We start from the raw sequence: 14,363 nt of genomic DNA, 5'->3' as shown, positions 1-14,363 counted from the left end.
TTCCGCGCAGACCACACTTGGAAATAACGAAGCAGAACAGGCAGCATAAAAAAACCGGCATCTCCCGAATGGAAGATGCCGGTTCTGCAACAGCAAGCGAGGCTGCTTAAGGTTTACTTGCTGGCGGTCGGCTTGGGCTTCGGCAGATCGAGCGCAAGATGAAGCTCCTTCAGACGGGCCGGCTCGACCGGGGCCGGCGCTTCCATCATCAGGTCCTCGCCGCTCTGGTTAAGCGGGAAAAGGATGACCTCGCGAATGTTCGGCTCATCGGCCAGCAGCATCACGATACGGTCCACGCCCGGTGCGGCGCCACCATGCGGCGGAGCGCCGTAACGGAAGGCGTTCAGCATGCCGCCGAAACGCTCTTCCACGACTTCGGGGCCATAGCCTGCAATCTCGAAGGCACGCAGCATGACTTCCGGCAGATGGTTCCGGATGGCGCCAGAGGACAGTTCCACGCCGTTACAGACGATATCGTACTGATAGGCGTTGATCGTCAGCGGGTCCTGCGTGTTCAGAGCATCGAGCCCCCCCTGAGGCATGGAGAACGGGTTGTGCGAGAAGTCGACCTTCCCGGTTTCCTCGTTCAGCTCAAACATCGGGAAGTCCACGACCCAGCAGAAGCGGAACGCATTCTTCTCGATCAGGTCCAGTTCGGTTGCGACCTTGGTGCGGACGACGCCAGAGAACTTGGCGACCTCATCACCCTTGCCAGCGGCGAAGAACACGGCGTCTCCGGCCTTGAGGCCACAGGCTTCACGAATGCTCTCAACGCGCTCGGCTTCAAGATTCTTGGCAATCGGGCCCTTGCCGCCTTCTGCCTCGAAAATGATGTAGCCCAGACCACCGGCACCGCTTTCACGCGCCCAAGTGTTGAGCTTGTCGAAAAAGCCGCGCGGACGATCCCCAGCACCCGGAGCCGGGATCGCACGGATCTGGCCACCGGACGCTGCGATCTTGGCGAACAGACCAAAACCGGAATCGCGGAACGCTTCCGTCACGTCCTTGATAATCAGCGGGTTGCGCAGATCCGGCTTGTCGGAACCGTAGTCGCGCATGGAATCGGCATACGGAATGCGCGGGAATGCGCCGTCCGTGATTTTCCAGCCTTCGGGCGTAAACTCGTTGAACACGCCTGCGAGGACGGGTTCGAGCACCGTGAAGACGTCTTCCTGCGTGACGAACGACATCTCGAAATCGAGCTGATAGAACTCACCGGGGCTGCGGTCAGCGCGGGAGGCTTCGTCACGGAAGCAGGGTGCGATCTGGAAGTAGCGGTCGAAACCGGCAACCATCGCAAGCTGCTTGAACTGCTGCGGAGCCTGCGGCAGGGCATAGAACTTACCCGGATGCAGACGGGCCGGGACAAGGAAGTCACGCGCGCCTTCGGGAGACGAGGCCGTCAGGATCGGTGTCTGGAACTCGGTGAAGCCCTGCGCGATCATACGCTGACGCAGGCTCGTGATGACCTTGCTGCGGAGCAGGATGTTCTGGTGCATCTTGTCGCGGCGCAGGTCGATGTAACGATACTTCAGACGCAGGTCTTCGGGGTAGTTCTCGTTGCCCGCCACCTGGAATGGCAGGACCTCGGCGCTGGAACGGATTTCCAGAGCTTCGGCCAGAACTTCCACATCACCGGTCGGCAGGTTCGGGTTGCGCTGCGACCCATGACGGACCACGACTTTCCCGGTCACTGTGATGACGCTTTCCACGCGCAGACGCTCGGCTTTTTCCAGCAGGTCCGTACCAGCAGGGATGACGATCTGCGTCACACCGTAGTGATCGCGCAGGTCGATGAACAGCAGGCCGCCATGATCGCGCTTGCTGTGGACCCAGCCGGAAAGACGGACAATCTGCCCGGCATTCTCCTCACGCAGAGCGCTACAGTCATGGGTGCGGTATGGATGCATATCGGGCCTCTTCAACGTCCTGTGCGGATAAGTGGGCGCAGGAAGCCGGGACGGCCCTCTCATGTCAAGTTTTCTGCGACTTCAGAGGGCCTCTCCGGCCTTTTCCTGCATAAAACCATCGAAATCGATCGCCGCCAGAGCCATCTCTGCCGCATGCCCCGACCCGGCCAGTGCGATAGGCTTTCCATCCTTGAGATAAGTCGCAAGGAACCTGAAACCCCGGATATCCCCTTCCAGCGCCACGTTGTCGAAGCTTTCGCCCCAGCCCAGAAGTTCAATTTTCTTGCCGAACTGCTGTGTCCAGAACCACGGCAGCGGTACGTTGGGCGTGTCATGCCCCATCATCGCAAGAGCCGCGATCCGTCCTTGCACTTCGGCATGGCGCCAATGCTCGATTCGCCGTGGTGCTCCGTCATGAAAAACCGCGGATGCGTCCCCGGCTGCGTAGACGCCGGGGACGCATCCGGCCTCACCACCTCTAGTCACGCGCATCTGACCGTTCACGACGATCGCACCGCTCTCATCACGCTCCAGACCGGACACGTAATCCGTGACGGGCATCACACCCACACCAAGCAGTACGAACGCGGCAGGCAGACGGGTGCCGTCGTCGAGTTCCACACCTGAAGCCGTTCCGTTCTTGCCGTCCTCGGCATAGATCTTCGTGACCCGAGCATCCGAGACGAATGCCACGCCGTTTTCTTCATGCAACTGGCGCAGACGAATACCGATTTCGCGGCCAAACTGCTTTTCCATCGGGATTTCGGTATCGGAAATAACAGTCACCCCGACCCCACGCTGCCGTAGGGACGAGGCCGCCTCAAGCCCGATAAATCCTGACCCCACGATCGTTACCGCCAGATCGGGATCCAGAATGGCGGCGATCCGCTCCGCATCCACCCCACGATGCAGCGTATAGACGCCCTTCATGTCCACGCCCGGAATATCCGGCTTTCTGGTTACGGCCCCCGTCGCGATCAGGACGTGATCCGCCGTCAACTCCATCCCGTCCTCCAGTCTGGCCGTGCGGGTCTGCGGATCGAACTGCGCCACATGGCCGCAGACGCGGGTAATGCCGCGTTGAGTATAAAATTCCTCTTCCCGAAGCAGGGGCGCATGGGCTTTTTCAGACTCGCTGACAAGGACGGTCTTGCTCAGGGCGGTACGATCGTAAGGAAGATCTTTTTCCTCACTGACCATCGTGATGGTGCCCGCAAAACCTTCCGCCCGGAGCGTCACCGCAGCGCTGACAGCGGCAGCCCCGGCGCCGAGAAGCAGAACACTTTCGTTTTCCTGTCGTTTTTCCGAAGCCTGACGTTGCTTCGGCTTCAATCCGACCAGCACACGGCCATCAACAACCTGCACCGGGTACTGTGACAGAGGATCGAGTGCCAGTGGTTCGACGAGACTGCCATCCGTCGCATCAAAAACCGCCTTGTGCCAAGGGCAGACCAGCACACTTCCTTTTTCCGTCTTGCAAAAAGCCCCCTGCTCCAACGGTGCCTCCTTGTGGGGGCATTTACCGGCGAAACCATGCACATTCTCCCCGTCCCGAATGAGAACCACCGGCGTGCCGTCCAGGGAAAACGGCGTAATTTTCTCGTCTTCGAGCGCATCAAACGCACAGAGATCGCGGAAATCGGCAGTCAGGTCGGATTGGGACATCGAGTATGGCCTCCCGGCTGGGAAATGGGGACAGTCACGAAAGCGAACGCAGCATAAGCTGCCCGGTTGGCAAACATCAAAAAACCCGTCCGGACATCAGGTCCGGACGGGTTTTGAATGATGCCGACCTGAAAAAGGCAGGCTCAGAACATGTTGTCGAATCCGCCGCCGTCACCGCCACCGAAATCTCCGCCACCACCAACATCACCGCCGCCGCCAAAGTCGGAATCGGAGAAGCTGCCGGCATCGGTCCCGGCGCCGCCGAAGGGATCGAAGGCCGAAGCATCACTGCCGTAGTTGTTGATGATGGTGTCGCCACCCGCACCCCAGCCACCAGCCGCATCACCACCCGCACTATGATGATCGGAAAACAGGCCTTCAAGCGCATTGGCGGCCATCATACCGCCAGCCACACCAGCCGCTGTTGTCAGGGCCGAGCCGAGAAAGCCCGAACCGCCGCGCTGGAACATGCCCGGCTGATAACCCGGCGGATAACCGTACTGCTGCTGCGGCGCGAAATTCGGCGGCGGAGCGGCCTGTGCACCCCAGCCCGGCGGGGGCGCAGACTGTTGCGGACGGTTGCCTCCACCAAACAGGCCACCAAACAGGCCAGGCTTGGATGCGCCAGACTGCTGCACCTGTGCGAGCTGCTGCTGGGCCTGCTGAAGCTGGAACTCGAGCTGGCGGATGCGGTTCTGCGCCTGTGCCAGAGCAGCCTCCTGCACCACGGCCATCTGCGTGACGCGATAACGGGCTTCCGGGTATTTCTGGAAGTTGTCGGCAATGAAGCGGTCCGCCTCAGGATCGATCGGCGGCAGAGGGGCGGCCGGTGGCTGGCCTGGTCCCGTGACCTGCGGCCCTCCCCCGACACGGGCGACGAAACGGGCGATCAGATCGCGTTCTTCGTTGTTCATCGTCATCATCCTTCCAGATGAAGAAATTGCTGAGCCTCCATCATATGATGCACCCACGACCAGTCTACAAGATCAACAGCAGGAGGCTCCCTTCCGGTTCAGGGCCTGTGCCTGTAAGGTGACGCCCGATTTCTGCCAACCGGAGCCTATAGAATTGTCTGCGACCCGGCCGCTCTGTTTTCAGGACCTGATCCTGCGCCTTCATCAATTCTGGTCCGAGAAGGGCTGCGCTATTTTGCAGCCCTACGATACCGAACTCGGAGCGGGCACTCTCTCCCCGCACACCACGCTCCGCGCGCTCGGCCCCAAGCCTTGGGCCGCCGCCTATGTGCAGCCCTGCCGCCGTCCATCGGATGGACGTTATGGCGAGAACCCGAACCGCCTTCAGCACTATTACCAGTACCAGGTGCTGCTCAAGCCGACGCCGGAAGACAGCCAGCAGCTGCTGCTCGACAGCTACCGCGCCATCGGGATCGATCCAGAACTGCACGATATCCGATTCGTCGAGGATGACTGGGAAAACCCGACCATCGGTGCCTGGGGACTGGGCTGGGAAGTCTGGTGTGACGGTATGGAAGTCTCGCAGTTCACGTATTTTCAGCAGGTTGGCGGCATTCCGACCGTCATGCCGTCGACGGAGCTGACCTACGGGCTCGAGCGTCTGGCGATGTATGTGCAGGGCGTCGAGAACGTTTACGACCTCGATTTCAACGGAAAAGGCCTGACCTATGGCGATGTATTCCTGCGGGCCGAGCAGGATTATTCACGCCATAATTTCGAGCTCGCCGACACGCAGATGCTGCTGACCCATTTCAACGATGCCGAGCGGGAGTCCATCCGGCTGTCCGAGGCCGGCGTGGCCCAGCCCGCCTACGACCAGTGCCTCAAGGCCTCCCATCTGTTCAATCTTCTGGATGCGCGGGGCGTGATTTCCGTATCCGAGCGCGCCTCCTATATCGGGCGCGTCCGTGCGCTTGCCAAAGCCGCCTGCGACGCCTGGCTCGCCGGTGAGGAGACGTCCCATGGCTGAACTCTTTCTCGAACTGTTCAGCGAGGAAATCCCCTCCGGCATGCAGGCCCGTGCGGCGGACGATTTGGGTTCGTTGCTGACCAAGGCGCTTGATGGCCTGAATCCGCGCGATCTGCGGACGTTCTTCGGGGCCCGACGCATCGCGGCGGTGCTGAACATCGATGCTGAAATCCCGGCCCGCAGCGTGTCCGAACGCGGCCCGCGCGAGGGTGCGCCGGAAAAGGCTCTGGAAGGCTTCACGCGCAAGCATGGCGTCACACCGGCGGATCTGACGCTGGAGAATGGCTTCTGGGTTCTGAACAAGTCGCTCGATCCGGTGAGCGCGGAAAGCCGCGTGTCCGAGGCCGTGCCGGATCTGCTGTGGAAGTTCCCATGGCCGAAATCCATGCGCTGGGGTGCGGGATCGAACTTTACCTGGGTCCGCCCTCTGCGCCGGATCACCTGCCTGCTGGACGGGCATGTCGTGCCGTTCGCTCTCGCCCGCGACGGGGATGATGCGCATGGGCTGAAGGCATCCAACCTCTCTGAAGGCCATCGCTTCCTTGCTCCGGGCGCATTCGAAGTGCTGTCGGGCCAGCAGTGGCAGGACGAGCTTGAAACCCGCTCGGTCATCGTGGACATGGACAGCCGCCGCGACATGGTCCGCACCGGCGTGGCGCGTCTGGCAGAGCAGCATGACATTACGGTCGTGCAGGATGACGGGCTGGTCGATGAAGTCTGTGGTCTGGTCGAATATCCGGTCCCGCTTCTGGGCCAGATCGACGCTGCCTTCATGGATCTGCCTGCCGAAGTGATGCAGGTCTCCATGCGGATCAACCAGCGCTATTTCGCACTCAGGAACCCGGACGGCTCGGCTGCACCCTATTTCGCCTTCATCGGCAACCTGCCGTTCAAAGACGGCGGCAAGCTGACCACGGCGGGCAATGAGCGCGTGCTCCGCGCCCGTTTTGCCGATGCCCGGCACTTCTGGGATCTGGACCGCAAGACCAAACTGGCTGACCGCGTTCCGGCGCTGGCGGCGGTGACGTTCCATGCCAAGCTGGGTACGCAGGCCGAGCGCGCCGAGCGGATCTCGAAGCTTGCGGGCACCGTGGCGCAGGCCATGGGGCTTGATGGCGCGCAGATCGCACAGGCCGAGCGCGCGGGTCTGCTGGCCAAGGCGGATCTGACGACCGGCATGGTCGGCGAGTTCCCGGAACTTCAGGGCGTCATGGGCGGCTATTACGCGGCGCATGCTGGCGAAAACGAAGCGGTCTCCCGCGCCGTGGCCGAGCATTACCTGCCGCGCGGTCAGTCCGATGAGACTGCAAAGGCGCCGGTTTCGGTCGCTGTGACACTCGCGGACCGGCTGGACCTGCTGGCCGGGTTCTTCGCCATCGGTGAACTGCCGAGTGGTTCGGGCGATCCGTATGCGCTGCGTCGTGCGGCCCTGGGCATCATCCGCACAATCCGTGACAACGGGCTGCGTCTGGACCTGACAGCGCTGTTCGCGCAGGCCGCAAATGGCCGGACAGGCGGCGAACTGGCCAAGCTGCCAGACTTCATGGCCGAGCGCCTGCGCGTGCAGCTTCGCAGCGAGGGCGAGCGGCATGACGTTCTTGCGGCCATTCTGACGCGCGGGCTGGACGGCGATCTGGTCCGGCTTCTGGCCCGGACCTCGGCGCTGTCGGAGATGATCCAGACGGAAGACGGCCGCAACCTGCTTGCTGCCGCCAAGCGCGCCGCCAACATTCTGCGCATTGAGGACAAGAAGGACGGCCCGCATACGGGCGCTCCCGATCCGCTCCTCTATACGCAGGACGAAGAGCGCGCGCTGGCTGCCGGTCTGGATCAGGCTGTTCCCACGATTGAAACAGCTCTCAAAGAAGAGCGCTTCACCGATGCGATGCAGGCCATTGCAGCCCTGCGCCCTACGCTGGATCGCTTCTTCGAGGCCGTGACGGTCAATGCGCCGGAACCGAAAGTACGCGCCAACCGCCTCAAACTGCTGTCCCTCTTCCGCGAGACAACGGCCCTGATCGCCGATTTCGGCCAGATCGAGGGCTGAGGCCATGGGAGCGTGGTGGTCCGGATCCGTCACCACGTTCCTTCACACGCCTCCGGACCAGCTCTGCGCCGCCCTGTCCCATCAGGTGGTGCAGAACCGTTTTCAGGGCGAGCCGCAGCAGGCTCGCGCCTGGGAAGCGCAGATCGATCTTCTGCATGAAATTCTCTCCACACTTCCCAACGCACAGGACTGGCAGGTTCTGTTCGAGTTTCCGATCCCGCGGCTTGGCGGCCGGATCGACACGGTTCTGGTCTCGCCCGGCGCGATTTATGTACTGGAATTCAAAATTGGCTCGTCCAGCTTCGACGCGGCCGCTCTCTCCCAGACGGAAGGCTATGCGCTCGACCTGCTGGATTTTCATGCCGCAAGTCGGAAACACCCGCTCGTTCCCGTTCTGGTCGCCACGGATGCGCCGTCCCGAGCCCAAACAACGCCGCTTCTGCTCCCCTTGGGCGTCACAGAGGTTCAGTGCGTCAATGCAGCGGGACTGAAAACGCTCCTGACCACGCTGGCGGCACAGACGGCTCATACCGATCATCCGCTGGTCCCCGCACAATGGGAGCATGCTCCCTACGATCCGGTCCCAAGCATCGTAGAAGCGGCACGGCAGATTTACGCCACACATAGCGTTGCCGACATCCACACCGCCCGTGCCGATGCAACGAACCTGACACAGACCTCTGCCTGCATCGCCAACATTCTGCAAAAAGCTCGAACGGAAGGACGCAAAGTGATTGTGTTCGTCTCGGGCATTCCGGGCGCGGGCAAAACCTTATGTGGCCTGAAAGTAGCTTTTACGGATGACGGCGACGCAACGGACGCCACGTTCCTGACGGGAAATCCGACCCTTGTTTCGGTTCTACGGGAAGCCCTCACGCGCGATACCGTCAGTCGTGGACAAAAGCGCCCGCTCGTCGAGCAGCGGATGGAATCTACCATTCAGTCCCTGACGAAATTCCGTGATCACTATGTCGGGTGCCCAAAAGAATGTCCGCCTGAACAGATCATGGTCATCGACGAGGCCCAGCGCTGCTGGACGCAGGCTCAAGCTGTGCGCAAGAGTGCATCGCGACATGTGAAGCTGACAGACTCCGAGCCTGCGCATCTGTTGGACATCATGGGTCGGCATGACGGTTTCGCGGCCATTCTGTGCCTGATCGGGCATGGGCAGGAAATCAATGACGGTGAAGGAGGTCTGGCCTGCTGGGGCGAAGCCCTTTTGAGCCGCCCAGCCTGGCGCGTTGAAGCGGCTCCGGACGTAATCGGAACCGGGGATCTGACGCATCTACCCGCAACACTTGAAGCCGGGCGGCAGCGCTTTTTGCATCTCGGTGTGGCTATCCGCTCTCTGCGTGAAGAAACCGCACCACGTTGGGTCAACGCCGTCCTGAACGGAGACGTCGAGGCGGCCCGCTACCTAGCCGCACAAACGGATCTGCCGTTTCGTCTCACGCGCAGTCTGGACGATCTGCGGGCTGGGCTGCGTCACCGTTCACGACTGGCCTATCGCTGCGGGCTGGTTGCGAGTTCAAAGGCCAAGCGGCTGCGAGCCGAAGGGCTTGGCTGTGAAGTCCCGCATATGGACGAAAAGGCCGTCTCCCAGTGGTTTCTGAACCGCTGGCTTCCGGATCGAGATATCCGGGCCTCCGACGCGCTCGAAACGTGTGCTACGGAGTTTGCCATTCAGGGACTGGAACTGGATTTTGTGGGGCTGTGCTGGGACGGCGATCTGATCCGCGTGCCTTCTGGCAATCGCTGGCAGCCTCGCCGCTTTTCGGGCACGAAATGGATCAATGTCAGCACAGCAGAGGCGACGCTGTGGCGGCTGAACACCTATCGCGTTCTTCTGACGCGGGCACGTTACGAGACGCTGATCTGGGTGCCACAGGGCAGCGCGGATGATCCAACGCGCGATCCGGAGACACTGGACCGGATTGCGAATTTTCTGATGACGTGCGGCGTGCTCCTTCTGGAGCCTGCGGCCCCTGCCCAGGCCTTCACTTTACAGAACGATCTGGCAGACCTGCTTCAGGACTAGTCGTCGTCATCATCTTCCGTGCCGGGATCACGCTCGTTGCGATGCACCCAGGCGGACATAAGCAGACCAAAGCCAAACATCATCGTCAGCATGGCTGAACCACCGTAGGAAATGAGCGGCAACGGCACGCCGCCCACCGGGATGACGCCCATGACCATCGACAGGTTCACGGCGCAGTACAGGAAGAAATCCATGGCAATGCCCAGACCCAGAAGCCGCCCGAACTGGTTGCGACTGCGAATGGCAATGAGCATTCCGCCCATGACGAGCGTTCCAAGAAGGGTAATGACAGCAATCCCGCCGACAAAACCCCATTCCTCACCGATCATGGTGAAGATGAAGTCCGTCTGTTTTTCCGGCAGGAAGTTCAGTTGTCCCTGACTACCATGCAAATATCCCTCACCCCACATGCCTCCTGAACCAAGGGCGATTTTGGACTGGATGATGTTGTAGCCTGCGCCCAGAGGATCATGTTCAGGGTGCAGGAACGTGTCGATCCGGGCCTTCTGGTAGTCGTGCAGATGGCTGTAAATCAGCTTGCCCATGAAAGGCAGCGGCGCGGCGAGCAGCACGATCTGCCACAATCGCATTCCTGCCGCGAAGAACAGCGTTGCCCCGATGAGACCGATGATTGTCGCAGTCCCGAGATTGGGCTCCTTCAGCACCAGCAGGACCGGCAACAACGTCAGAAGTGCGGGCAGGACCAGGCGCAGCGGATTACCCATCCGCTCGTTGCCAATGCGGTGAAACCATGTTGCCAGCATCAGCACGAGGCCGATTTTGGCGAATTCGGACGGCTGGAACTGCATACCCGCCAGATTGATCCAGCGTTCCGCCCCCTTCCCCACATGCCCCATGCGCAGCACAAGCGCGAGCAGCGTGACGGAAAGCAGGTAGATCGGCATGGATGCCATGCGCAGGATGCGCGGACTGACGAGCGAGACGGCAATCATCATCACCAGCCCGAAGCCGAACCGCACCATTTGCGGTCCTGCAAACGGCTTGGCTGACCCGCCCCCTGCCGAATACAACGCAATGTAACCCACGCCTGCCAGTACACAGACCAGCAGGACATACAACCAGTTGACCTGAAGCAAACGCGCCATCGGGCGAAAATCAGGTTCGGCCCGCAGAAGGCGCCGGTCGGATTTGAGAAAACCGAACGTGTTCATGCCGTTCCGTCTCATTGTGCTACTCCCGGGCCCGTCTGTTCCGGAGGTGCGGCTTGAGCAGGAGCCGTCTGCGAAGGCATCGTTCCCTCTGCGACTGGTGAAGGGGGCGGCACAACGCTCGGCGCAGGAGGACGAACATCACTGGCCGGATCGCGTAGCAAGGTGTCGGTCATGATGAGTTTGGCTAACGGGGCCGCCTCATCCGCACCCGCGTTTCCGTGCTCCACGACGACCGAAACCGCATATTTCGGATTGTCGTACGGCGCAAAACAGATGAACAGCGCGTGTGGGCGGTATTCCCAGGGCAGATTCATGGAATTGAAATGCCCGGACTCACGCAGCGCACGTGACACATGCCGCACCTGCGCCGAGCCAGTCTTGCCCGCCATCTGGATGCCCGGAAGATCAAGCCGCGCCTTGGGGGCCGACCCATGCGGCTCATTAACGACGGCAAACATACCGCCGCGCACGACGTCCAGATATTCTGGCGACAGATCAACCTTGCCTACGTCGTCTACAGAGGCCATCGCCGAAAGCTGATCTCTGGCCGCCCGCAAAAGATGGGGCTGGACATCCCGCCCCGATGCAATCCGCGACACATAAGTCGCCAGTGCAAGCGGTGTCACCTGCACGAAACCCTGACCAATGCCTGCATTGACCGTATCACCACCGTTCCAGTGGAAGCCATGCTTCTGCCGCCATTCCGGCGTGGGAATGACGCCGGAATGCACATGCGGAAGCTCGATCCCCAGCTTCACGCCCAGCCCCATAGCGTTACCGACCGCCTGAATCGGGTCCATGCCGCAACGGCGCGCCACTTCATAGAAATAGACGTCGCAAGAATATTTCAGGCCTTCGCGCATATTGATGAGGCCATGCCCCCAGCGGTTCCAGCAATGGAAGCGTACGCCGCCGAGATCATAATATCCCGGACAGTTGAAACGGTCCTGAGCCGTAACGGAACCGGCTTTCAGGGCCGCAAGCGCCACTGCGGGCTTGAACGTGGAGCCGGGTGGGTAGAGACCGGACACAGCCTTGTCCACCAGTGGCGTACGCGGATCATTCGCCCATTCATTCCACTGCGCGTGGCTGACACCGGAATCAAACAGCGATGGATCGAAGGACGGTGTGCTGACCATCGCCATCACCTCGCCATTACGACAATCCATGACTACCGCGCTGGCGACACGGTCTTCTAGATGGCTGAGCACCTGCTGTTGGAGCACGGAATCCAGCGTCAGGCGGACATCCTCTCCCTGCTGACCTTCCACGCGGTCGATCTCGCCGATGACACGCCCGACCGCATTGACTTCCATTTCCACGGAGCCCGGCTTGCCCCGCAGGGAGGCTTCCTGCGTCTGCTCAATTCCGGCGCGCCCGACGCGCATGCCCGGCAGGGAAAGCGTAGTGTCCTTGGCTACGTCCTCTTCGTTAGGAGGTGCGACATAGCCTACGATATGGGCCGTCAGGTCCTTGAACGGATAAAGCCGCGTCGATCCCACATCGACCAACACACCCGGCAGTGACGGCGCATTGAGTTCAATACGCGCCATGTCGTCCCAGGACAGGAACTCATGTAATGTCACGGGAACATATTTATGGACATGCCGCAGATCGCGTTCGATACGGGCGCGATCATGCTCGTCCAGCGGAACGATCTGAGAAAAGCGCTCGATGACTGCCGGAATATCGGTCGTCTCTTCAGGCATCAAAAGCGCGCGCCAACTGACCTTGTTGTCCGCCAGCGCTATGCCGAACCGGTCATGGATCGTGCCACGCGCGGGAGCAAGTAAGCGTTTGCTGGTCCGGTTCCGTTCGGCAAGTTGGCGCAGATGCTCTCCGTCTACGACCTGAAGATTATAGAGCCTTCGCCCTAACACGCCGAGCACCCCCGCCTGGACTGCCATTACAAGTAGTGCCCGGCGCGCAAAGACGCCACGCCCCGAACGCACAGGCTCGGCCTGATGCTTCTGGCGTATCCGTGACCGGAAGGGGGTGTTTCTGGAAAACATCAGGGCAGAAATTCAGAATCCGGAAAAGAAAGCAAACTTCCACGCGACACGCAGAAGACGCTGTCAGGCCTGATCGGGATTGGCAAATGTGCGGCGTCCCCAGACAAACAGCGCTGTCAGGCTGGGATAGATACCGATTGTCAGCGCGGCCTGAAAGAGGCCAGGCGCAGGAGAAAGGAGTGCCACCGCATGCAGACACACGAGCGCCCACTGGAAGAAGGAGGCTAGAACAGCAAAAATACTAAAAATCAGCCATCCCACGATGAAGCCCAGACGCGACAGACCATAGCGCCAGTGATGGGCCACACCATAAATCACCAGCAGGGACAGCAGCACGGTTCCCGGTGGCCCGAAGCTGAAGATCTCCACAACCAGCCCACACAGGAAAACAGCAAGAGCCGGCATGGAGCGCGGACGACTATACGCCCAGAACCAGACCGTGCACATCGCAATTCCAAACTGAAGCTGCGCCTGTCCGGGAATGCCGAACGGCGCCGAAAGCAGGATCGCAGAAAATATGATGAACAGGGACGGCATGGCCGCCCGCGCAGCCATATCGAGCGCACGGCGGAAGGTCTGTTTCGGCTCGACGGCAGAATGCAGATGCGGCGTGGAGTTCTCGGCAACCATGGCGTTACTGGCCTCCCCTACCCGGCATGTCAGGCAGGTTGGGCAGCCATGAGAACGGCAGAGGACCGGTCAGCGGATTTTGCGGCAGCTTCTTCACGCGCACACGACCAGGAGCATCCGGAGCCTGCGAGTCGTCATCGCCGTAATCGAACACGCGAACGATATCCAGCCGGTCCAGATCCGCATCCGGCACCACCACCGGCCGGTTAGGCGCGCTGTAATGGACCGTGCCCACCGGCAGTCCAGCCGGCATCGTACTCTGGCCACGGGTCTCGACACGCTCACCTTCAACGGGATGATGATCCTGCGGATAGAAGATCAGGCGTGGGGACGCCGTGTCATCACCAGCCATGATCGCATCGCGATGCGAACTCCCGAGCGTCACGGGAATGCGGCTCGCATCGTCATTGATCATCAGGACGCGGACCGTATGAGGTCCGACTTCCGTGACGCGCCCCAGCAGCCCGGCGGCATCCAGCGCGACATCCCCGATCCGCACGTCATGACCGCTTCCGACATCCAGCAGGACCGCGCGGGAATACGGTCCGCCATCATCGCGCGTTACCCGACCGGTCACATATTGGGGCACCGTCTCCGGGATCCAGTGCAGGCTTTTCTTGAGGCGGCCATTTTCTGCTGCAAGTGCCACGGCAACATCATACCAGTGGCGCAGGGCACGGTTTTCGTCCCGCAGACGGGCATTTTCCTTCGCCAGATCCGTCGCACCGCGCAGATCCATCAGCCAGACCTTAACCCGCTCCTGTGGCCAGACCAGACCATGATAGGCTGGCGCCATGAAATCCGTCGCCATCAGACGCACTCCATCAACGGCTGGACGACGAACCAGTCCGAGAAGGACGAGCCCCACCGCCAGCAGGATCAGGATAGGCAGGACGGCCTTTGCAAGCACCTGCCGGGCATGGATGGACAGCATCCGGCGTCAGA

At 61.1% G+C, this 14,363-nt stretch carries 10 protein-coding genes; 3 read left to right on the top strand and 7 right to left on the bottom strand.

Annotated features, from left to right (window positions below; all coding sequences use genetic code 11):
- Positions 1-113: 113 nt before the first annotated feature.
- From aspS to GSP01_RS01085, 3 genes are all read right to left on the bottom strand, one after another.
- Positions 114-1,910 carry an aspartate--tRNA ligase gene (gene aspS, locus GSP01_RS01095; protein WP_141349772.1) on the bottom strand — a complete coding sequence of 599 codons (1,797 nt, stop codon included), beginning with the start codon at positions 1,908-1,910 and terminating at the stop codon, positions 114-116.
- An 81-nt stretch (positions 1,911-1,991) separates the two neighbouring features.
- Complete coding sequence (locus GSP01_RS01090; protein WP_141349770.1) at positions 1,992-3,575, bottom strand: FAD-dependent oxidoreductase; 1,584 nt, start codon at positions 3,573-3,575, stop codon at positions 1,992-1,994.
- Positions 3,576-3,718: 143 nt separating this feature from the next.
- Entirely contained in the window at positions 3,719-4,489 is a 771-nt protein-coding gene (locus tag GSP01_RS01085; protein ID WP_141349768.1) for a DUF2076 domain-containing protein, read from the bottom strand.
- 154 nt (positions 4,490-4,643) lie between these two features.
- Here GSP01_RS01085 and GSP01_RS01080 point away from each other — a divergent pair, with 154 nt between their 5' ends.
- Genes GSP01_RS01080 through GSP01_RS01070 form a run of 3 tightly spaced genes read left to right on the top strand, consistent with a single transcriptional unit; the run spans position 4,644 to position 9,604 of the window.
- Positions 4,644-5,519, top strand: coding sequence for a glycine--tRNA ligase subunit alpha (locus tag GSP01_RS01080; protein WP_141349766.1), 876 nt, complete (start codon positions 4,644-4,646; stop codon positions 5,517-5,519).
- On the top strand, positions 5,512-7,566 hold the full coding sequence (glyS, locus tag GSP01_RS01075; protein ID WP_141349764.1) for a glycine--tRNA ligase subunit beta: 2,055 nt from the start codon (positions 5,512-5,514) through the stop codon (positions 7,564-7,566). The genes GSP01_RS01080 and glyS overlap by 8 nt, the downstream gene beginning before the upstream one ends.
- A gap of 4 nt (positions 7,567-7,570) precedes the next feature.
- Positions 7,571-9,604: a DNA/RNA helicase domain-containing protein gene (locus tag GSP01_RS01070; protein WP_141349762.1), complete on the top strand. Its 2,034-nt coding sequence runs from the start codon at positions 7,571-7,573 to the stop codon at positions 9,602-9,604.
- Here GSP01_RS01070 and rodA read toward each other — a convergent pair.
- The 4 genes from rodA to mreC form a co-directional block, all read right to left on the bottom strand.
- Positions 9,601-10,776 (bottom strand): rod shape-determining protein RodA, encoded by a 1,176-nt coding sequence (gene rodA, locus GSP01_RS01065; RefSeq protein WP_255320843.1) that lies wholly within the window; start codon positions 10,774-10,776, stop codon positions 9,601-9,603. The genes GSP01_RS01070 and rodA overlap by 4 nt on opposite strands.
- Positions 10,777-10,787: 11 nt before the next feature.
- Positions 10,788-12,788 carry a penicillin-binding protein 2 gene (gene mrdA, locus GSP01_RS01060; protein WP_141349758.1) on the bottom strand — a complete coding sequence of 667 codons (2,001 nt, stop codon included), beginning with the start codon at positions 12,786-12,788 and terminating at the stop codon, positions 10,788-10,790.
- Positions 12,789-12,851: 63 nt separating this feature from the next.
- A complete protein-coding gene (locus tag GSP01_RS01055) occupies positions 12,852-13,418 on the bottom strand; it encodes a hypothetical protein (RefSeq protein WP_141349756.1) in 567 nt (188 codons plus the stop codon).
- A gap of 4 nt (positions 13,419-13,422) precedes the next feature.
- Entirely contained in the window at positions 13,423-14,352 is a 930-nt protein-coding gene (mreC, locus tag GSP01_RS01050) for a rod shape-determining protein MreC (protein WP_141349754.1), read from the bottom strand.
- Positions 14,353-14,363: the final 11 nt, after the last annotated feature.

Source organism: Gluconobacter sphaericus NBRC 12467 (assembly GCF_006539125.1).
GTDB classification, from domain to species: domain Bacteria; phylum Pseudomonadota; class Alphaproteobacteria; order Acetobacterales; family Acetobacteraceae; genus Gluconobacter; species Gluconobacter sphaericus.
The sequence above is the reverse complement of the archived record's forward strand: the minus strand, read 5'-3'. Positions and strand labels throughout refer to the sequence as shown.